The 18,257-nt window shown below is 69.9% G+C and carries 18 protein-coding genes, 1 tRNA gene, 1 pseudogene and 1 riboswitch; of the genes and pseudogenes, 14 read left to right on the top strand and 6 right to left on the bottom strand.

Going from position 1 to position 18,257, the window contains the following annotated elements:
* The first annotated feature begins 94 nt into the window (after window positions 1–94).
* The 3 genes from CU044_RS14885 (at window position 95) to CU044_RS14875 (ending at window position 2,840) form a co-directional block, all read left to right on the top strand.
* Entirely contained in the window at window positions 95–397 is a 303-nt protein-coding gene (locus tag CU044_RS14885; protein WP_129769058.1) for a MoaD/ThiS family protein, read from the top strand.
* Entirely contained in the window at window positions 397–1,347 is a 951-nt protein-coding gene (locus tag CU044_RS14880) for a cysteine synthase (protein ID WP_129769057.1), read from the top strand. The genes CU044_RS14885 and CU044_RS14880 overlap by 1 nt, the downstream gene beginning before the upstream one ends.
* Window positions 1,348–2,087: 740 nt before the next feature.
* Window positions 2,088–2,840 carry an MBL fold metallo-hydrolase gene (locus tag CU044_RS14875; RefSeq protein WP_129769056.1) on the top strand — a complete coding sequence of 251 codons (753 nt, stop codon included), beginning with the start codon at window positions 2,088–2,090 and terminating at the stop codon, window positions 2,838–2,840.
* Between the two features lie 76 nt (window positions 2,841–2,916).
* Here CU044_RS14875 and CU044_RS14870 read toward each other — a convergent pair whose 3' ends face one another.
* Window positions 2,917–4,200: a PTS transporter subunit EIIC gene (locus CU044_RS14870; RefSeq protein ID WP_129769055.1), complete on the bottom strand. Its 1,284-nt coding sequence runs from the start codon at window positions 4,198–4,200 to the stop codon at window positions 2,917–2,919.
* Between the two features lie 180 nt (window positions 4,201–4,380).
* Window positions 4,381–5,664, bottom strand: coding sequence for a PTS transporter subunit EIIC (locus tag CU044_RS14865; RefSeq protein WP_129769054.1), 1,284 nt, complete (start codon window positions 5,662–5,664; stop codon window positions 4,381–4,383).
* A gap of 216 nt (window positions 5,665–5,880) precedes the next feature.
* On the opposite strand from CU044_RS14865, the pseudogene CU044_RS14860 reads away from it, so the two are divergent.
* The 4 genes and pseudogenes from CU044_RS14860 to rdgB all read left to right on the top strand — a co-directional run.
* Window positions 5,881–6,123, top strand: a pseudogene (locus CU044_RS14860) (PTS glucose/sucrose transporter subunit IIB); the annotation flags it as partial.
* A gap of 87 nt (window positions 6,124–6,210) precedes the next feature.
* Window positions 6,211–6,942: a ribonuclease PH gene (gene rph / locus CU044_RS14855; RefSeq protein ID WP_030355077.1), complete on the top strand. Its 732-nt coding sequence runs from the start codon at window positions 6,211–6,213 to the stop codon at window positions 6,940–6,942.
* 138 nt (window positions 6,943–7,080) lie between these two features.
* The gene (locus tag CU044_RS14850; RefSeq protein WP_129769052.1) at window positions 7,081–7,476 is read left to right on the top strand and encodes a hypothetical protein; all 396 of its coding nucleotides are present in this window, start codon (window positions 7,081–7,083) and stop codon (window positions 7,474–7,476) included.
* A 49-nt stretch (window positions 7,477–7,525) separates the two neighbouring features.
* Window positions 7,526–8,128 (top strand): RdgB/HAM1 family non-canonical purine NTP pyrophosphatase, encoded by a 603-nt coding sequence (rdgB, locus tag CU044_RS14845; RefSeq protein ID WP_129769051.1) that lies wholly within the window; start codon window positions 7,526–7,528, stop codon window positions 8,126–8,128.
* Between the two features lie 59 nt (window positions 8,129–8,187).
* Here the strand turns inward: rdgB and CU044_RS14840 are convergent.
* The 3 genes from CU044_RS14840 to bcp form a co-directional block, all read right to left on the bottom strand.
* Window positions 8,188–8,262: transfer RNA gene (locus CU044_RS14840), tRNA-Leu, on the bottom strand.
* A 31-nt stretch (window positions 8,263–8,293) separates the two neighbouring features.
* On the bottom strand, window positions 8,294–9,790 hold the full coding sequence (gene proP, locus CU044_RS14835) for a glycine betaine/L-proline transporter ProP (protein WP_129769050.1): 1,497 nt from the start codon (window positions 9,788–9,790) through the stop codon (window positions 8,294–8,296).
* Window positions 9,791–9,913: 123 nt separating this feature from the next.
* Window positions 9,914–10,381, bottom strand: coding sequence for a thioredoxin-dependent thiol peroxidase (gene bcp / locus CU044_RS14830; protein ID WP_129769049.1), 468 nt, complete (start codon window positions 10,379–10,381; stop codon window positions 9,914–9,916).
* 137 nt (window positions 10,382–10,518) lie between these two features.
* On the opposite strand from bcp, the gene CU044_RS14825 reads away from it, so the two are divergent.
* The 3 genes from CU044_RS14825 to CU044_RS14815 all read left to right on the top strand — a co-directional run bounded on the left by CU044_RS14825 (window position 10,519) and on the right by CU044_RS14815 (window position 11,703).
* Window positions 10,519–10,839, top strand: coding sequence for a DUF3618 domain-containing protein (locus tag CU044_RS14825; RefSeq protein WP_129769048.1), 321 nt, complete (start codon window positions 10,519–10,521; stop codon window positions 10,837–10,839).
* A 103-nt stretch (window positions 10,840–10,942) separates the two neighbouring features.
* A complete protein-coding gene (locus CU044_RS14820) occupies window positions 10,943–11,245 on the top strand; it encodes a co-chaperone GroES (RefSeq protein WP_051746386.1) in 303 nt (100 codons plus the stop codon).
* Window positions 11,246–11,276: 31 nt separating this feature from the next.
* A riboswitch (guanidine-III (ykkC-III) riboswitch) is annotated at window positions 11,277–11,348 on the top strand.
* Window positions 11,349–11,382: 34 nt separating this feature from the next.
* Complete coding sequence (locus tag CU044_RS14815; RefSeq protein WP_129769047.1) at window positions 11,383–11,703, top strand: multidrug efflux SMR transporter; 321 nt, start codon at window positions 11,383–11,385, stop codon at window positions 11,701–11,703.
* A 90-nt stretch (window positions 11,704–11,793) separates the two neighbouring features.
* On the opposite strand, the gene CU044_RS14810 is transcribed toward CU044_RS14815, so the two are convergent.
* Window positions 11,794–14,205 carry a transglycosylase domain-containing protein gene (locus CU044_RS14810; RefSeq protein WP_129769046.1) on the bottom strand — a complete coding sequence of 804 codons (2,412 nt, stop codon included), beginning with the start codon at window positions 14,203–14,205 and terminating at the stop codon, window positions 11,794–11,796.
* A gap of 271 nt (window positions 14,206–14,476) precedes the next feature.
* Here CU044_RS14810 and CU044_RS14805 point away from each other — a divergent pair, with 271 nt between their 5' ends.
* The 4 genes from CU044_RS14805 to CU044_RS14790 all read left to right on the top strand — a co-directional run bounded on the left by CU044_RS14805 (window position 14,477) and on the right by CU044_RS14790 (window position 18,167).
* The gene (locus tag CU044_RS14805; protein ID WP_129769045.1) at window positions 14,477–15,277 is read left to right on the top strand and encodes an ABC-2 family transporter protein; all 801 of its coding nucleotides are present in this window, start codon (window positions 14,477–14,479) and stop codon (window positions 15,275–15,277) included.
* A 136-nt stretch (window positions 15,278–15,413) separates the two neighbouring features.
* Entirely contained in the window at window positions 15,414–16,244 is an 831-nt protein-coding gene (locus CU044_RS14800) for an ABC transporter permease (protein WP_240045613.1), read from the top strand.
* A gap of 179 nt (window positions 16,245–16,423) precedes the next feature.
* Window positions 16,424–17,398, top strand: a complete 975-nt coding sequence (locus tag CU044_RS14795; protein ID WP_129769044.1) for an ATP-binding cassette domain-containing protein — start codon at window positions 16,424–16,426, stop codon at window positions 17,396–17,398.
* A 31-nt stretch (window positions 17,399–17,429) separates the two neighbouring features.
* The gene (locus CU044_RS14790) at window positions 17,430–18,167 is read left to right on the top strand and encodes a DUF1707 domain-containing protein (RefSeq protein WP_129769043.1); all 738 of its coding nucleotides are present in this window, start codon (window positions 17,430–17,432) and stop codon (window positions 18,165–18,167) included.
* The last annotated feature ends 90 nt before the right edge of the window (window positions 18,168–18,257 follow it).

The raw sequence follows: 18,257 nt of genomic DNA, 5'->3' as shown, positions 1-18,257 counted from the left end.
GCCGCGATCCGGCTGCCCGGACGCACGTATCCCCTCGCGCGGGGGCCCGAGCCGCGCCCCCGTCACGCCCTCTCCCGATACAGGAGCCCATGCCATGGCCATCGAGGTCCGCATCCCGACCATCCTCCGCACCTACACCGACGGGGCCAAGGCCGTCGAGGGCAGTGGCGACACGCTCTCCGCGCTCTTCGACGACCTCGAAACCCGGCACGCCGGCATCCGGGAGCGGCTCATCGACCCGGCCAAGGACAACCAGCTCCGCCGCTTCGTGAACGTCTACCTCAACGACGAGGACGTCCGCTTCCTCGACGGCATCTCCACCAAGCTCGCCGACGGCGACAGCGTCACCATCCTCCCGGCCGTGGCCGGCGGCGCGCTCGACACGTACACGGTCTGATGCGGTACGACTCCCCGCTGGCGGCGGTCGGCAACACGCCCCTGGTCCGGCTCCCACGGCTCTCGCCGTCGGACGACGTCCGGATCTGGGCCAAGCTGGAGGACCGCAACCCGACCGGCTCGATCAAGGACCGGCCCGCCCTGCACATGGTCGAACAGGCCGAGAAGGACGGCCGGCTCACCCCGGGCTGCACGATCCTGGAGCCCACCAGCGGCAACACCGGTATCTCCCTCGCCATGGCGGCCCGGCTCAAGGGCTACCGCATCGTCTGCGTGATGCCGGAGAACACCTCCCAGGAGCGGCGCGACCTGCTCGCCATGTGGGGGGCGGAGATCGTCTCGTCCCCCGCGGCGGGCGGCTCCAACACAGCCGTACGGGTCGCCAAGGAGCTGGCGGCCGAGAACCCGTCCTGGGTGATGCTCTACCAGTACGGCAACCCGGACAACGCGGGCGCCCACTACGCCACCACCGGCCCGGAGATCCTGGCCGACCTGCCCTCCATCACGCACTTCGTGGCGGGCCTGGGCACGACGGGCACGCTGATGGGCGTGGGGCGCTACCTCCGCGAGAACGTCGAGGGCATCCGGATCGTCGCCGCGGAGCCGCGCTACGACGACCTGGTCTACGGCCTGCGCAACCTGGACGAGGGCTTCGTCCCGGAGCTGTACGACGAGTCCGTCCTCACGACCCGCTTCTCCGTCGGCTCCGCCGACGCGGTCACACGCACCCGTGAACTGCTCCAGCAGGAAGGTATCTTCGCGGGCATCTCGACGGGCGCGGCACTGCACGCGGCGATCGGTGTCGGCCGCAAGGCGGTGAAGGCGGGCGACAGCGCGGACATCGTGTTCGTGGTGGCGGACGGGGGCTGGAAGTACGTGTCGACGGGCGTCTACACGGCGGCGACGACGGAAGAGGCGATCGAAAGGCTTCAGGGCCAGCTCTGGGCGTAGCGCCTTCCGGCGGTGCGCCTCCGGCGGGGGGTTCGTCTTGGCGGGGGCCGGTTTCGGTGTGCGGGTTGTGGCCGGGGCTCGTGTCCGGGACTGCATGATGTACGGCGCGTAGCAGCCCTGACGATGGTTCGGGCGTCCGCGCGCCACACAGCGCGCTCCCCTTCACCGCCCGCACAAGCCACGGGGACCATGCGCGAGGGCACGAACCATCCCGCACCGGCCCACTCACCCCCAGCCGGGCGGGCAGTGGGGGCCGACCACCGGGGGAGGGGGTCGGGGGCGTAGGAGGTGCGTGTTCGGACACTAAAGCGTGATGTGTGGCGCACGGACGCCCGAACCATCGACTGGGCAGAGTCGCGCCGTACGGGGGGTCCGGGGGTGCCCCCGGGAAAACACAGCATGCCGTCCGGACATGCGCCTCCGGAGGCCCCGGCCCCCGGCACCAGCGCGCGCACCCGCACCCCCCGCCGGAGGCGCACCGCCCCGGACCCCGGCACCCGCACGCGCACCCGCACCCCCCGCCGGAGGCGCACCGCCCCGGCCCCCGGCACCAGCCGTACGAAACCGCAACCGGCACACCGCGACCGCGGACGGCGCACCCCATCCGAACCGGTGACAGGCCAGGTGAGTTCCCCCACAACGGCCCACTGTGGAGGAGCGACCCGCCCTTTCGCGCCTTACGCTCGACGAACCGCACGACCCCCGTCGCCCCCCTTCCATGCCACGGAGGTTCCCGCTCCATGAAGCTCACCGTCGTCGGCTGTTCAGGCTCGTTCCCCTCCGCGGGATCGGCCTGCTCCAGCTACCTCGTAGAGGCCGACGGCTTCCGGCTGCTCCTCGACATGGGTAACGGCGCCCTCGGCGAGCTGCAGCGCCACATTGGTCTCTACGACCTCGACGCCGTTTTCCTCAGCCATCTCCACGCCGACCACTGCATCGACATGTGTGCCTACTTCGTCGCCCGTTACTACCGGTTCGACGGCGGCCGCTGTGACGCCATCCCCGTCTACGGCCCCGAGGGCACCGAGCAGCGTCTCACCACGGCGTACGCGGACACCCCCTCGGACAAGTCCATGAGCGAGGTCTTCGACTTCCACACGCTCAAGCCGGGCTCCTTCGACATCGGCCCCTTCTCGGTACGGACGGAGAAGGTCGCGCACCCCGTCGACACCTTCGGTATCCGGGTCGAGCACGGCGGCCGGTCGCTCACGTACTCGGGGGACACCGGGGTCTGCGAGCCGCTGGTGGAACTGGCGGAGGACACGGATCTGTTCCTCTGCGAGGCAGCCTTCACGCACGGCAAGGAGGATGTCGTCGGGCTCCATCTGAACGGCCGTGAGGCCGGCGCCCATGCCGCGCGGGCGCGGGCGCGCAGGCTGGTGCTCACGCATATCCCGCCCTGGACGGACGCCGAGCGGAACCTGTCCGACGCGCGTGATGTGTACGCGGGCCCGGCGGAGCTGGCCGTTCCCGGCACGGTGTACGAGATCTGACCGGCCGCGGGACCACGTACAGCCGTGGGCCCGGCCGTTCCTGACGACGACCGGGCCCACGGAGCGTGCGGAGAGGCTACTTCGCCTCCGCCTTCTGCAACTCGGCGAGTTCCTCGTCGCTCTCGCGGCCTGGCGTCGGGATATTGAACTTGGTGATCGCGAAGCGGAAGATCACGTAGTAGAGCGCCGCGAAGCAGAGGCCGACCAGCGCGAGCCCCCATGGGTTGGTCGCGATGCCCAGGTTGAGCGCGAAGTCCACCGCACCGGCCGAGAAGCCGAAGCCGTCCTTCATGCCGAGGGCCCAGGTCAGCGCCATGGAGACACCGGTCAGCACGGCGTGCACCGCGTACAGGGCCGGGGCGATGAACATGAAGGTGAACTCGATCGGCTCCGTCACGCCCGTGACGAACGCGGTGAGCGCGAGCGACAGCATCATGCCGCCGACGACCTTGCGGCGCTCGGGGCGGGCGCAGTGGACGATCGCCAGACAGGCCGCGGGGAGGGCGAACATCATGATCGGGAAGAAGCCGGTCATGAACTGTCCGGCCGTCGGGTCGCCCGCCAGGAAGCGGTTGATGTCGCCGCTCTTGCCCTCGAACGTACCGGCCTGGAACCACGGGAACGAGTTCAGCAGGTGGTGCATGCCCACGGGGATCAGCGCGCGGTTGGCGACACCGAAGATGCCCGCGCCCACGGCGCCGGAGCCGACCAGCCACTCACCGAGGTTGTGCAGGCCCGCGCCCAGGACCGGCCAGATGTAGCCGAAGACGATGCCGATGATCAGGCCCGCGAAGGCCGAGAGGATCGGTACGAGGCGACGGCCGCCGAAGAAGCCCGCCCAGTCCGGCAGCTTCGTCCGGTAGAACTTCTGGTAGAGCAGCGCGACCACGATGCCCATGACGACACCGCCGAGCACCTTCGCGTCGACGGGCGCGCTGTTCATGACTATCTTGCCGTCGACGACCGTCGCGACCTTGGGCAGGTTCGAGTCGGTGAAGGTGGCCAGCACGTTCTTGAAGACCAGGTAGCCGGTGACGGCGGCGAGCGCGGTGGAGCCGTCCGCCTTCTTGGCGAAGCCGATCGCGATGCCGACGGCGAACAGCAGCGCCATGTTGTCGAGGATGGCGTTGCCGCCCGCGGCCATGAACGAGGCGATCTTGGTGATGAACGCCGGGAACGAGTCACGGCCGAGCATGTCGGTGTTGCCGAGGCGCACCAGCAGGGCGCCGGCGGGGAGGACGGCGACGGGGAGCATCAGGCTGCGGCCGATACGCTGCATCACGGCCATCGCGCCGCTGCCCTTGCTCGTGCCCGCCGGGGGCTTCTTGTCCGCCGAAGCGGCGGCGCTGGCCGTGGACATCAACTTCCTCCAGGGGGAACACGGCGCGCGGCCGTGTGGTCTACACCATCAGTGGTGTAGACCAGTTGTAGCACGGTGTGATTCATATAAGGAACCTGCGAAATCTGTGGCCTGGGCCATAGTCCGCGCCGGGCCGACTGTGGCCTGGGCCATGGTCCGCGCCGGGCCGCCCGGTCCCTTCTACGGCTGGGTGTTCTGCTTCTCGACGGCCTCTTCCAGCTCCTCGGGCTCACGCCCCGGCGTCGGGATGTCGAACGCCCTGATCGCGACGCGGAACAGCACGTAGTAGACGACCGCGAAGCAGAGGCCGATCGGAATGATCAGCCAGGGCTTGGTGTCAAGGTGCCAGTTGACCACGTAGTCGATCAAGCCGGCCGAGAAGCTGAAGCCCGCGTGCACGCCCAGCGCCCAGGTGATCGCCATCGAAGCGCCGGTCAGCAGCGCGTGAGCACCGTACAGCAGGGGCGCCGCGAACATGAAGGAGAACTCCAGCGGCTCGGTCACGCCCGTGACGAACGAGGTCAGCGCGAGGGAGGCCATCAGGCCCGTCACCCTCTTGCGGTGCTCGGGGCGCGCGCTGTGCGCGATGGCGAGCGCGGCGGCCGGCAGGCCGAACATCATGATCGGGAAGAACCCGGACATGAACTGGCCCGCCGAGGGGTCCCCGGCGAAGAACCGGGTCAGATCGCCCATCACGACGGTCCCGTCCGGCTCGGTGTACTCACCGGCCTGGAACCAGAAGAACGTGTTCAGGAACTGGTGCAGGCCGATGGGGATGAGCAGCCGGTTGGCGACCCCGAAGATGCCCGCACCCCACGCGCCCAGACCGATCAGCTGCTTGGCGAACGCGGTCAGCGCGTCCCCGACCGGCTGCCACAGCAGCCCGAAGGCCACACCGAGGAGGGTGCAGATGAAGGCCATCAGGATCGGCACCAGGCGGCGGCCGTTGAAGAAGCCCAGCCAGTCGACCAGTCTCGTACGGTGGAACCGCTGCCAGACGACCGCCGTGAGCAGCCCGATCAGAATGCCGCCCAGCACGCCGGGGTTCTGCGGGGTGCCGTCGGGCGTCGCCTTCGTCACCGAACCGCCGACCGGGAAGGCGGCCAGCACGCCGTGGTAGACGAGGAAGCCGGTGACCGCGGCGAGCGCGGTGGAGCCGTCCGCCTTCTTGGCGAAGCCGATCGCGACCCCGATGCAGAAGAGCAGCGGCAGTCCGAACGCGCCGTCCAGAACGGCGCCGCCGCCAAGGCTGAGCACCCTCGCCGTCCTGTCCCAGAAGGGACCGTGCAGATAGGCCGCGAAGAGGTTCCCGAGACTGACGAGCAGCCCCGCCGCGGGTAGTACGGCCACCGGGAGCTGGAGGCTGCGCCCGATCTTCTGAAGCCCCTGGAACAGCCCGTTCCACCAGCGCTTCCCCGGCCTCGCCGGCCCCCGCCGCGGCGCTGCCGTGCTGTCGGAGGTCATCGGCGCTCTCCCGTCCTTCCCGACTGGTGTAGACCAGTTGCGATAGGCTCCCGGGGGCCGGTCGCGGGCGGGGCGCCGTTGATCGTCATCATTGGGTACGTGGTGTACGCGCGCCCGTGAAGATGGTCCAACCGTGCGTTACCGTGGCGAAACGGTTCAGAAGGTCACGCGGAACAGGCCCGCGCCGGGCCGGTACAGCGCTTTTCGACAGTCAGGGAGAAAGACATGGCCACCAAGGCTGAGAAGATCGTCGCCGGGCTCGGCGGACTCGACAACATCGAAGAGGTCGAGGGCTGCATCACCCGCCTGCGCACCGAGGTCGTCAACCCGGACCTCGTCGACGAGACCGCCCTGAAGGCCGCCGGTGCCCACGGCGTCGTGAAGATGGGCACCGCGATCCAGGTCGTCATCGGCACCGACGCCGACCCCATCGCCAGTGAGATCGAAGACATGATGTGAAGCGCTGACAGTCGGCGGAACCACCCAGAGGGCCTGATCCGGACCACCGGAACAGGCCCTTCGCGCAGGCCCTATAGGCTCAAGCCCATGTCTCGTATCGACGGCCGAACCCCCGAACAGCTCCGTCCCGTCACCATCGAACGCGGATGGAGCAAGCACGCCGAGGGCTCCGTCCTCATCTCCTTCGGCGACACCAAGGTCTTCTGCACCGCCTCCGTCACCGAAGGCGTCCCCCGCTGGCGCAAGGGCAGCGGCGAAGGCTGGGTCACCGCCGAATACTCGATGCTGCCGCGCTCCACCAACACCCGCGGCGACCGCGAATCCGTACGCGGCAAGATCGGCGGTCGCACCCACGAGATCAGCCGCCTCATCGGCCGGTCCCTGCGCGCCGTCATCGACTACAAGGCGCTCGGCGAGAACACCATCGTCCTCGACTGCGACGTCCTCCAGGCCGACGGCGGCACCCGCACCGCCGCCATCACCGGCGCCTATGTCGCCCTCGCCGACGCCGTCGCCTGGGCGCAGGGCAAGAAGATCGTCAAGGCCGGCCGCCGCCCGCTGACCGGCACCGTCGCCGCCGTCAGCGTCGGCATCGTCGACGGCACCCCCCTCCTCGACCTCTGCTACGAGGAGGACGTCCGCGCCGAGACCGACATGAACGTCGTCTGCACCGGCGACGGCCGCTTCGTCGAGGTCCAGGGCACCGCCGAGGCCGAGCCCTTCGACCGCAAGGAACTGAACGCCCTCCTCGACCTCGCCACCGGCGGCTGCGCCGACCTCGCCGCGCTCCAGCGCACGGCGCTCGACCAGACCCTCTGACGCGGACTCTCCGAGCCGGACCCGCTGAGCGGGCCCGCCGGGTAAAGAAGCAACCAAGAAGACCCCCCGGGGCGTCTCCACACGCACGGGCGCACGGACCGAACCGTGCGCCCGTCCACCTCGGGGAGGAATCGCGCCATGTCCGCCGTGCCGACACGCCGACGCCGCATCACCCTGGCACTCGCCGCCACCGCCGTACTCGCCCTGCCCCTGACAGGCTGCGGCGCCCTCGACAAGGCGCTGGACTGCGTCAAGACCGCCGACGCCATCGCCGGCAGCGTCAACGACCTCCAGCAGGCCATCTCCAACGCCGGGGACAACCCGCTCCAGATCGACGAGACGCTCAACGACATCGACAACAAGCTCGACAAGCTCGGCGACCAGACCGACAACGCGGACCTCGGCAAGGCGGTCGACGACCTGGGCAAGGGCGTCGACAACGTCCGTACGTCCGTCAAGAACGGCGACAGCGCCCCCGACCTCACCCCTCTCACCGACGCCGCGTCCGAGATCGGCAAGATCTGCACACCCTGACCGGGCCCCTCCCGGCCCGGCCGGGCACCCCCGTCCGATACTGGGGGGCATGACCCGCCTGATCCTCGCCACCCGGAACGCCGGGAAGCTCATCGAACTCCAGGCCATCCTCGCCGACGCAGGTCTGCCCCACGACCTCGTCGGCGCGGACGCCTACCCCGACATCCCCGACGTCAAGGAGACCGGCGTCACCTTCGCCGAGAACGCGCTCCTCAAGGCCCACGCCCTCGCCGACGCCACCGGCCTCCCCGCCGTGGCCGACGACTCCGGCCTGTGCGTCGACGTCCTCGGCGGCGCCCCCGGCATCTTCTCCGCCCGCTGGGCCGGCACCCACGGCGACGACACCGCCAACCTGAACCTGCTCCTGGCCCAGCTCTCCGACATCGCCCCGCCCCACCGCGCCGCCCACTTCGCCTGCGCCGCGGCCCTGGCCCTCCCGGACGGCACGGAACGCGTGGTCGAAGGCCGCCTCCTGGGCACCCTCAGGGAATCCCCGTCCGGCACGGGCGGCTTCGGCTATGACCCGATCCTCCAGCCCTCCGGCGAAACCCGCACCTGCGCGGAACTGTCCCCGGCCGAGAAGAACGCGATCAGCCACCGGGGCAAGGCATTCCGCGCGCTGATCCCGCAGGTACGCGAACTACTGGGCTGACAGCGGCATCCTCACGTCGAGGGGCGCGGAGTCATTTCTGGCTCCGCGCCCCTTCGGCGTGGGCCCGGTGGGACTCGAACCCACGACACACCGGACCTAAACCGGCGCCCTCTGGCCAGCTGGGGTACGGACCCGCGGCGCATAGCTTACTGCGCCCGGCCGACGTCAGAACTTGGGCTCGGGGGACTGTGATTCCACCAGTCGCACCGCTTCCGCCTCCGTCGCGACCGACGGTGGCGAGCCCGCCAGCGGGCGCTGGGCGGTCTCCTTCATGCAGGCCACCGCGATCACGCCCACCAGCGCCGCCGCCATCGAGTAGTACGCCGGCATCAGGTTGTTGCCGGTCAGGCTGATCAGTCCGGTGATCACCAGGGGGGTCGTGCCGCCGAAGAGGGACGCCGAGAGGTTGTAGCCCACGGAGAGCGAGCCGTACCTGACCTCCGTCGGGAACAGCGCGGGGAGCGCGGCCGACATGGTGCCCAGGAGGCAGACCAGGGACAGCCCCAGCATCAGTACGCCCGCCGTGATCGCCAGGATGCCGCCCTGCCTGATCAGGAGGAACGAGGGCAGCGAGAGGAAGAAGAAGCCGAGCATGCCCGCCATCAGCAGCGGCTTGCGGCCGAAGCGGTCGTTGAGCTTGCCGACCTGGTTGATGATCAGCATGAGGAAGGCCATCACGGCCAGCAGGATGAGCAGCCCGTGCGTCTCGCTGTAGCCCAGCTCGTCCGAGAGATACGTCGGCATGTACGACAGCAGCATGTAGTCCGTGACGTTGTACGCGCCGACCAGCGCGATGCACAGGATCAGCGTGGGCCAGTACTGCCGGAAGATCTTGGCCAGGTCGTCCTTCGTGGTGATCTCCACCGAGTCCGCCGCCTCGGAGGCGTGCGCGCTGTCCGACTCCAGCTTCTGGAACGCGGGCGTCTCGTCGAGCCGCAGTCGCAGATACAGACCGACCAGTCCCAGCGGCCCCGCGATCAGGAACGGGACGCGCCAGCCCCATGCCTCCATACCGTCCGGGCCGAGCGCCGCGGTCAGCGCGGTGACCAGGCCCGCCGCGCCGATGTATCCGGCGAGGGTGCCGAACTCCAGGAAGCTGCCGAAGAATCCCCGGCGCTTGTCGGGGGCGTACTCCGCGATGAACGTGGACGCGCCGCCGTACTCGCCGCCGGTGGAGAAGCCCTGGACCAGCCGGAAGAAGATCAGCAGGACCGGGGCCCAGAACCCGATCGAGGCGAACGAGGGGATCAGCCCGATGGCGAAGGTGCCGATCGCCATCATGATCATCGTCAGTGCGAGGACCTTCTTGCGGCCGAGCCTGTCACCCATCGGGCCGAAGAACATGCCGCCGAGCGGGCGTACGAGAAAGGCCACGGCGAAGGTCGCGAAGGAGGACAGCAGTTCGACCGTGGAGTTCCCCGACGGGAAGAACACATGTCCGATGGTGACGGCGAGATAGCTGTAGATCCCGAAGTCGAACCACTCCATGGCGTTGCCCAGGGAGGCCGCCTTCACCGCCCGCCTGACCGCCGCCTCGTCGGTGACGGTGATGTCGGACCGCCGCAGCTTGGGGTTCTTGCGCTGTCTGATGGTGCGGAAGAGGGCCGGGTGGCGCTTGACCGCGGCGGGGTCGGCCTGCTCTTCGTGCTCCTGGCCGGCCATGGCGTGGTCCTTTCCTCGGGTGAGTCAGTCCAAGGGAACCTTCTGCACGGTCATGGCGATCGCAAACCGAGGTCCCACCCAAGTGGGACCTCGGTCACAGCGAATCGTCGTACGCCGGGATCCTCAGATGCCGAGGTCCTTGATGATCTTCGCCACATGGCCGGTGGCCCGCACGTTGTAGAGGGCCTGCTCGACCTTGCCGTCCTCGTCGACGATGATCGTCGAGCGGATCACGCCGGTCACGGTCTTGCCGTACATCTTCTTCTCGCCGAAGGCCCCGTATGTCTCCAGGACGGCCTTGGAGGGGTCGCCGACCAGGGTGACCTTGAGGTTCTCCTTGTCACGGAACTTCGCGAGCTTCTCCGGCTTGTCGGGGGACACGCCGATGACGTCGTAGCCCGCGCCGGCCAGCAGGTCGAGGTTGTCCGTGAAGTCGCAGGCCTGCTTGGTGCAGCCCGGGGTGAGCGCCGCCGGGTAGAAGTAGACGATGACCTTGCGGCCCTTGTGGTCGGCGAGCGATACGTCGTTGCCGTCGGCGTCGGGCAGGGTGAAGGCGGGGGCGGTGTCGCCGGGCTGGAGGCGCTCGCTCATGGTTCTCCTCGGTGGAGCGGGGTGGACGTCGTGCTGTACGCCGCCGAGCGTAATCGGGGGTGCCGCCGGGTGCGGTGACGACGGAGCTGACAGACTGTCCGCGAAGGACTACCGGACACGACGACGGAGGCAGCGCGGTGTCGGATTCCAGGACCCCGGCGCAGATCGAGGCGGACATCGTCCGCAGGCGCGGGCAGCTCGCCGAGACGCTCGACGAGATCGGCGTGCGGGTGCACCCGAAGACGATCGTCGGCGACGCCAAGGCCAAGATGGTCTCCACGGTGGATCAGACGGCCGGGCGCGCGTTCGAGACCGTGAGAGTGACGCTGACGGGCGTACGGGCGCCGTTCGTCAAGGACGACGGCGCGCCGAGGCTGGAGCGGCTGGTGCCGGTGGCGCTGGTGGCGGTCGGGCTGGTGGGGCTGCTGGTGGTGTCGACGCGGCGCCGCAGGCTTTGATCCGCCCCTGTGGCGTGCGCCGGCGGCGTGGGCAGGTAGGTTCTGCGTCGTGAGCGACAACTCCCGCAGCCAACACGACCAGCACGACAAACTGCCCATCCGGATGCTCCATGACCGCGTGCTGGTCAGGACGGACATCCCGGAGGGCGAGCGGCGTTCGTCCGGCGGCATCCTCATCCCCGCGACGGCGGAGGTCGGCCGGCGGCTGGCCTGGGCCGAGGTGGTGGCCGTGGGCCAGAACGTACGGACGGTGACGCCGGGCGACCGGGTGCTGTACGACCCCGAGGACCGCGCCGAGGTCGAGGTGCGCGGGGTGGCGTACGTACTGATGCGTGAGCGTGATCTGCACGCCGTCGCGGCGGACCGTTTCGAGGGCTCCGAGGACTCCACCGGGCTCTATCTGTAGCCGTCCCTGGCAGGGGTCTCCGGCAGAGGGTTTCGCCTCTTTGCTACCTTGGGGAGACCCCGACGAGACGCGCCGTACCGGGTCAAACGAAAGACGACGCACCTGTTGTCCGTGTTTTTCGTGCCGGAGGTGCCGTCATGGCGTGGGTTCTGTTGATTGTCGCCGGTCTGCTCGAGGTCGGCTGGTCGATCGGGATGAAGTACACCGAGGGGTTCACCCGGCTGTGGCCGAGCGTCTTCACGGGCGCCGGGATCGTCGCGAGCATGCTGTTGCTGTCGCATGCGGCGAAGACGCTGCCGATCGGTACGGCGTACGGCGTGTGGGTCGGTATCGGCGCGGCCGGTGCGGCGGTGCTCGGCATGGTGGTGCTCGGGGAGCCGGCGACCGCCGCCCGGATCTTCTTCGTCTGTCTGCTGCTCGTCGCCGTGGTGGGGCTGAAGGCGACGTCGGGTCACTGACGGGAGCCGGCGGGCCCGCCGCTGTCAGGCGGGTCCTGCCGGTCCGCCGCTGTCAGGCGGGTGCTGCCGGGCCCGTCGCTGTCAGGTGCGTCAGCTGTCGGGCGCGTCGGACAGGGAGGTGCGGGCGCCCTGATCGTCGTCCGCGTCTCCCTTCCCGCCTCGGCCCCCGCCGTCCGTAACGCCGGCGGCCGGCTTTCCACCGGTGCCACTGCCACTCGTGGCCGCGCCGCCCTCGGACTGTCCGGGTGACCGGCCGGCCGGCTGTCCCACCGGCTGTTTCCTGCTCTCACCGTGCTCGGAGCCCCGCGTCCGGTCGGGGGCCGGGCCGTCATGCGCGCCGGCCCCGGGCCGGACCTCGCCCCGACCCGGGGCCTGGCCCTTCTCCGTGCCTTCGGGGCCGGGCCGGTGCGATCCGTTCGGCTTGCCGGGCGGGCCCGCCTGCTCCTCGTCGCTGGACGAATCCTCGTCCGAGCTGTCCTCCAGCCGCAGATCGAACTCCCGCACTTCGGTGTTCCGGAGAGCGGCGGCCGTGAACCGGCCCCAGATCTCGGCCGGCACCCCGCCGCCGTTGACGCGATCCTGGCCGAGGGCCCCGTACAGCGGTTTCTGCGCGGCGGTCACCGGGTCGGCGCCCATGACCGCGACGACCGTCGCCAGCTCCGGCGTGAAGCCCGCGAACCAGGCCGCCTTGTCCTCCTCCGCCGTGCCGGTCTTGCCCGCGGCGGGGCGGCCCGCGGACTGGGCGGCGGTGCCGGTGCCTTCGTCGACGACGCTCCGCAGCACGGAGGTGGTGGTGTCGGCCGCCTGGCGGCTGATGACCTGCTTGATGTCGGGCTTCGGCAGGGTGACCTCCGTACCGTTCTTCGTGATCTTGTCGACCGGCGTGTACATGCCGCGCTTGCCGTGGTTCGCGAGGGTCGCGTACGCCTTCGCCATGTCCAGTACGGAGGCGGTGGCCGGGCCGAGCGCGATGGAGGGTGTCGCGGTCAGGTCGGGGGTGTTCTCGGGGAGGCCGAGGGCGACGGCGGTCTTCCTGACCGTGCCGGGGCCGACGTCCTGGGCCATCTGCGCGTAGACGGCGTTGACGGAGTAGCCGGTGGCGGTCCGCACGGAGACGGGCCCGTAGTCGGTGTCGTCCTCGTTCGCCGGGGAGTAGCCGGTGGAGCCGTCGGGGCCCTCGACCATGTGCTGGTTGTCGCCGTCGTAGACGGTGTACGGGGTGATCGGCTCGCCGTACAGGGTCTCGGAGCCGTTCTCGACGGCGGCGGCGAAGACGAACGGCTTGAAGGTGGAGCCGACCTGGTAGTCGCGGCGGGTCGCGTTGTTGACGTACTGCCTGGTGTAGTCGATGCCGCCGTACATGGCGACGACCTTGCCGGTCCGCGGGTCGATGGAGACACCGCCGACCCGGACGTTGCGGTCGGGCTTGCGGTCGGCGTCGAGCCGCGAGGTGACCTGTTTCCTGACGGTGGCGACGAAGACGTCCTGCTTCTCGCGGTCGAGCGTCGTGGTGATCCGGTAGCCGCCGGCGGCCAGGGTCTTCTCATCGATGATCTTGTTGCTGGTGAGGTGCTCCTCGACGGCCTGGACGATATAGCCGCGCTGTCCGGCGAGCCCGCTGCTGGAGTGTCTGACCTGGCCCGGCTTCGGGAACTTCATCGCGCGGCGGTCGGCGGGGCTGAGCCAGTCCTCCTTGACCATGCCGTCGAGGACGTAGTTCCAGCGGGCGAGGGCGGCCGGTTTGTTCTCGGGGTGGACGACGACGTCGAACTCGCTGGGGGCGTTGAGCAGGGAGGCCAGATAGGCGCCCTCCGCCGTGTTGATGTCCTCCACGTCCTTGCCGTAGTACGCCTGGGCCGCGGCCTGGACGCCGTACGCGTTGCGCCCGAAGTAGCTGGTGTTGAGATAGCCCCGGAGGATCTGTGCCTTGGTCGCCTCGCGGTTGAGCTTGATCGCGATGAAGAATTCCTTGGCCTTGCGGACGATCGTCTGTTCCTGGCCGAGGTAGTAGTTCTTGACGTACTGCTGGGTGATGGTCGAGCCGCCCTGGGTGCCCTTGCCGGTGAGGGTGTTCCAGGCGGCGCGGACCATGCCCTGCGGGTCGACGGCGGGCTCGTTGTAGAAGCCGCGGTCCTCGGCCGCCAGTACGGCCAGCCGCACGTGCTTGGGCACCTGCGAGAGCCTGACGTTCTCGCGGTTGACCTCGCCGTCGCGGGCGAGCTGGGTGCCGTCCGCGTACAGGTACACATTGGACTGGGCGGTGGCGGCGGCGTTGGCGGGCGGGATGCTGACGAGCTTGTAGCCCAGGACGAAGCCGCCCATGAGGACGAGCGCGAAGATCAGGAGCCCGGCGAACAGCGTGCGCCGGGTCGGGAGGGCTCTGCGCCGGCCGGTGCGGGGAGGCGCGGGAGGCCCGCCCTGCTTCCCCGGCCGGCCGGGGAAGGAACGGGGGGCCGAGGGGTCCCGGGGGGCCCAGCCGTACTGCTGTGGCTCGTCGCTCATATCAGTGGTGACTCCTCGGCCGCGGCCGGCGGTTCACTTACCGGCCTCACGGTGTCGTATCAGGCGATTCGCGGTGCAATCCCAGAAGAAGCCGTGCATTTCCGGGAAACGCTGCCTACTCCTATGAAACGCGGACAGAACGAGGGAGTAACGACAGCCGGATAACCGGTCGCGGTGGCCGGTCCCGTGGGCTAGGGTCGTTCGCTTTGGTGCCAGGAGGCCGACGACGCGCTGAGGGTGTGGGGGAAATGGCATGGGGGAGGGGGCTGTAGTGCGGCTGTACGCAGTAGTGGCCGCAGGTGGGTTCCGCCGCTATGCGACGTACCGGGTGGCCACCTTCGCGGGAGTGTTCACCAACACCGTCTTCGGCTTCATCATGGCGTACACCTATACGGCCCTCTGGGATGAGCGGCCGCACCTCGGTGGCTACGACCTCTCCCAGGCCGTCACCTATGTATGGCTCGGCCAAGCGTTGCTGATGACCTGCGCCATGATGGGCGGCGGCTTCGAGGACGAACTGGTCGAGCGGATCCGCACCGGTGACATCGCCGTCGACCTCTACCGGCCGGCCGATCTCCAGCTGTGGTGGCTGGCCGGGGACCTGGGCCGGGCGGCGTTCCATCTGCTGGGGCGCGGGATCGTACCGATGGTGCTCGGCGCGTTCGCCTTCGAACTGGCGCTGCCGGCGAATCCGCTGACCTGGCTGGCGTTCCTGTTCGCCGTCGCGCTGGGGGTGGTCGTCAGCTTCGCGATCCGCTTCCTGGTCGCGCTCTCCGCGTTCTGGCTGATGGACGGCGCGGGTGCGGCGCAGATGGCGATGCTGGCCGGGATGTTCTTCTCCGGGCTGCTGCTGCCGCTCAATCTCTTCCCGGGGGTACTGGGGGAGGTGGCGCGGGCGCTGCCCTGGTCGTCGCTGCTCCAGGTCCCGGCGGATGTCTTCCTCGGCAAGCACACCGGGTGGGACCTGGCCGGGGCGTACGCGTTCCAGGCCGGCTGGGCGCTGGCCCTGCTGGCGACGGGACGGCTGCTCCAGAGCGTCGCGACGCGGAGGGTGGTGGTCCAGGGTGGCTGAGGAGATCGCCGCGAGCGGGACGGTGGGGGTGGACGCGGGCGCGCTCGCGGAGGCGGCCGGGGACGCGGACGCATCGGCGGTGGCGGCCGGGGACGCGGCCGGGTGGGCGGCCGGGGACGCATCGGCGGAGGCGTGGATTCCGCGGCTGTCGCGGCGGGCCGCCCTGCGCGACGGGCTCCGGGTGTACGGCCTGGTCGTGGCGATGTGGATGCGGTCCACGATGGCGTACCGCGCGTCCTTCGTGATGACGGCGTTCGGGAACTTCGCGGCGACCGCCTTCGACTTCGTCGCGATCCTGCTGATGTTCACTCACGTGGACGCGCTGGGCGGCTACTCGCTGCCCGAGGTGGCCTTCCTGTACGGGACGTCCGCCACGGCCTTCGGCCTCTCCGACCTGGTGCTGGGCTCCATGGACCGGCTGGGCCGCCGGGTGCGGGACGGCACGCTCGACACGCTGCTGCTGCGGCCCGTGCCCGTACTGGCGCAGGTGGCGGCGGACCGGTTCGCGCTGCGCCGGCTCGGCCGGGTCGCCCAGGGGCTGCTCGTACTGGGCTACGCCCTGCTGACGGTCGACATCGACTGGACGGTGACGCGGGCGCTGATGCTTCCGATGATGGTGCTGAGCGGGGCGGCGATCTTCGCGGCGGTGTTCGTGGCGGGCGGCGCGTTCCAGTTCTGGGCGCAGGACGCCTCCGAGGTGCAGAACTCGTTCACGTACGGCGGGACGACGCTGTTGCAGTACCCGCCGACGGTCTTCGCGAAGGATCTGGTGCGCGGGGTGACGTTCGTGGTGCCGCTGGCCTTCGTCAACTGGATCCCGGCGCTGTATGTCCTGGGCAGGGAGGACCCGTTGGGGCTGCCGGATCTGGCCGCGTTCCTGCCGCCGCTGGTGGCGGTGGCGTGCTGTGCGCTGGCGGGGGTGGCGTGGCGGGCGGGGCTGCGGGCGTACCGGAGTACGGGGAGCTGAGCGGCGGGCGGGGAGCCGGTCGGAGCGTACCGGGGCAGCTCGTACGGGTGGGCAGGTCGTACCGGGGGTGGGCAGGTCGTACGGGTTGTACGGGGCGTACAGAGAGAGTCGGGGCGGAGCGTTCATGAGTACGGACGGCACGGATCGCACGGATCGCACGGGTGGTACAGGTGGCACCGATGGGTACTGATGGCACGGGCTTCATCGAGCTGGACGGCGTCGAGAAGGTCTTCGACGTACGCCGCAAGGCCGGTCTGCTGCGCCGCGAGAAGCATCAGGTGCGGGCGGTCGACGGCATCAGCTTCCGCGTGCCGCGCGGCGAGATGGTCGGCTACATCGGCCCGAACGGCGCCGGCAAGTCCACGACCATCAAGATGCTGACAGGCATTCTGACCCCGAGCGGCGGCCGGCTGAGGGTCGCGGGCATCGATCCGTCCCGGGAGCGTACGAGGCTGGCGCAGCGCATCGGTGTGGTCTTCGGTCAGCGGACCACGCTGTGGTGGGATCTGCCGCTGATCGACTCGTACCGGCTGATGCACCGGATGTACCGGGTGCCGGACGCGCGGTTCCGGGTGAATCTGGAGCGCTGCGTCGAACTCCTCGATCTGGCCGAGCTGCTGGACGTACCCGTACGGCAGCTCTCGCTCGGCCAGCGGATGCGCGGCGACATCGCGGCGGCGCTGCTGCACGACCCGGAGGTCCTGTATCTGGACGAGCCGACGATCGGTCTCGATGTGATCTCCAAGGCCAAGGTCAGGGAGTTCCTGCGGGATCTGAACGCGGAGCGCGGCACCACCGTGCTGCTGACCACCCACGATCTGACCGATATCGAGCAGCTCTGCAAGCGGGTGATGGTCATCGACCACGGCCGGCTGCTCTACGACGGCGGGCTGGCCGGACTGCACGAAGTGGGGGAGAGCGAGCGGACGCTCGTCGTGGACCTGGAGCGCGAGCTTCCGCCGATCGAGGTGGCCGGGGCACGGGCGGTGCGGGTGGAGGGCCCGCGGCAGTGGCTGGCCTTCCCCGCCGCCGAGTCCGCGGCGCCGCTCGTCGCGCGGATCGCGGCGGAGTATCCGCTGGTGGATCTGTCGGTGCGGGAGCCGGACATCGAGGCGGTCATCGCCAAGATGTATGCCGATCGATCAGCTGTGTGACGTGAGCCGCACCGTTGACTAGTCTGCTCGCATGACGAGTGACCGGCCTGACACGCCGCCCTGCACCGGCCCCGATACGCGCGCCTCCGACGCCGAGCGGGAGCGGGTCGCGGCCCGGCTGCGCGAGGCCGTGGCCGAGGGCCGGCTCGATATGGAGGAGTTCGACGAGCGCCTGGAGGCGGCCTTCAAGGCGCGCACCCATGGCGAGTTGGCGCCGCTGGTACGGGACCTCCCCGCGCCGGGGACGACGACGGACGTGGCGCTCGCACCGGACACGTCCGTCGGCACGCGCGGTGCGGGTAGTGCCGGTGAGGTGGGCAGCTGGCAGAGCCGGATCGGCCGGGAGCCGGCCACCTCGAAGGGCGCCTTCGCGTTCTGGGGCGGCTTCCGCCGCAGGGGGACGTGGACGGTGGCCCGCAGGTTCACGACCGCCGTCTTCATGGGGGGCGGCGAGATCGACCTGCGCGAGGCGCGGTTCGAGGACCGCGATGTGGTGATCCGCTGCTTCACGATCATGGGCGGGGTGCATGTCACCGTACCGCCGGACCTGGATGTCGAGGTCAGGGGCTTCGGGCTGATGGGCGGCTTCGGCGAGTCGGGCGAGGGCGCGGCGAGCCCGGGGTCGCCTCGGGTGATCATCTCGGGCTTCGCGCTGATGGGCGGGGTCGGGGTGGAGCGCAAGGTGCGGGAGTCGGAGAAGCGCCGGCTCAAGGAGGAGCGCAGGCGCCAGAAGCTGGAGAAGAAGGCGGACCGCAAGGAACTGGACTGACGGTCGCGGCGGCTGTCGGCGCCGCGGCCCGCGCTGGTGCGGCCCGTACCGCTGAGGCCCGTACCTCCGTGGTGGGCGCCGGTGCGGCCT

It is taken from the genome of Streptomyces sp. L-9-10, from assembly GCF_004151105.1.
GTDB lineage: Bacteria > Actinomycetota > Actinomycetes > Streptomycetales > Streptomycetaceae > Streptomyces.
This window is presented reverse-complemented; position numbering and strand designations above follow the sequence as displayed.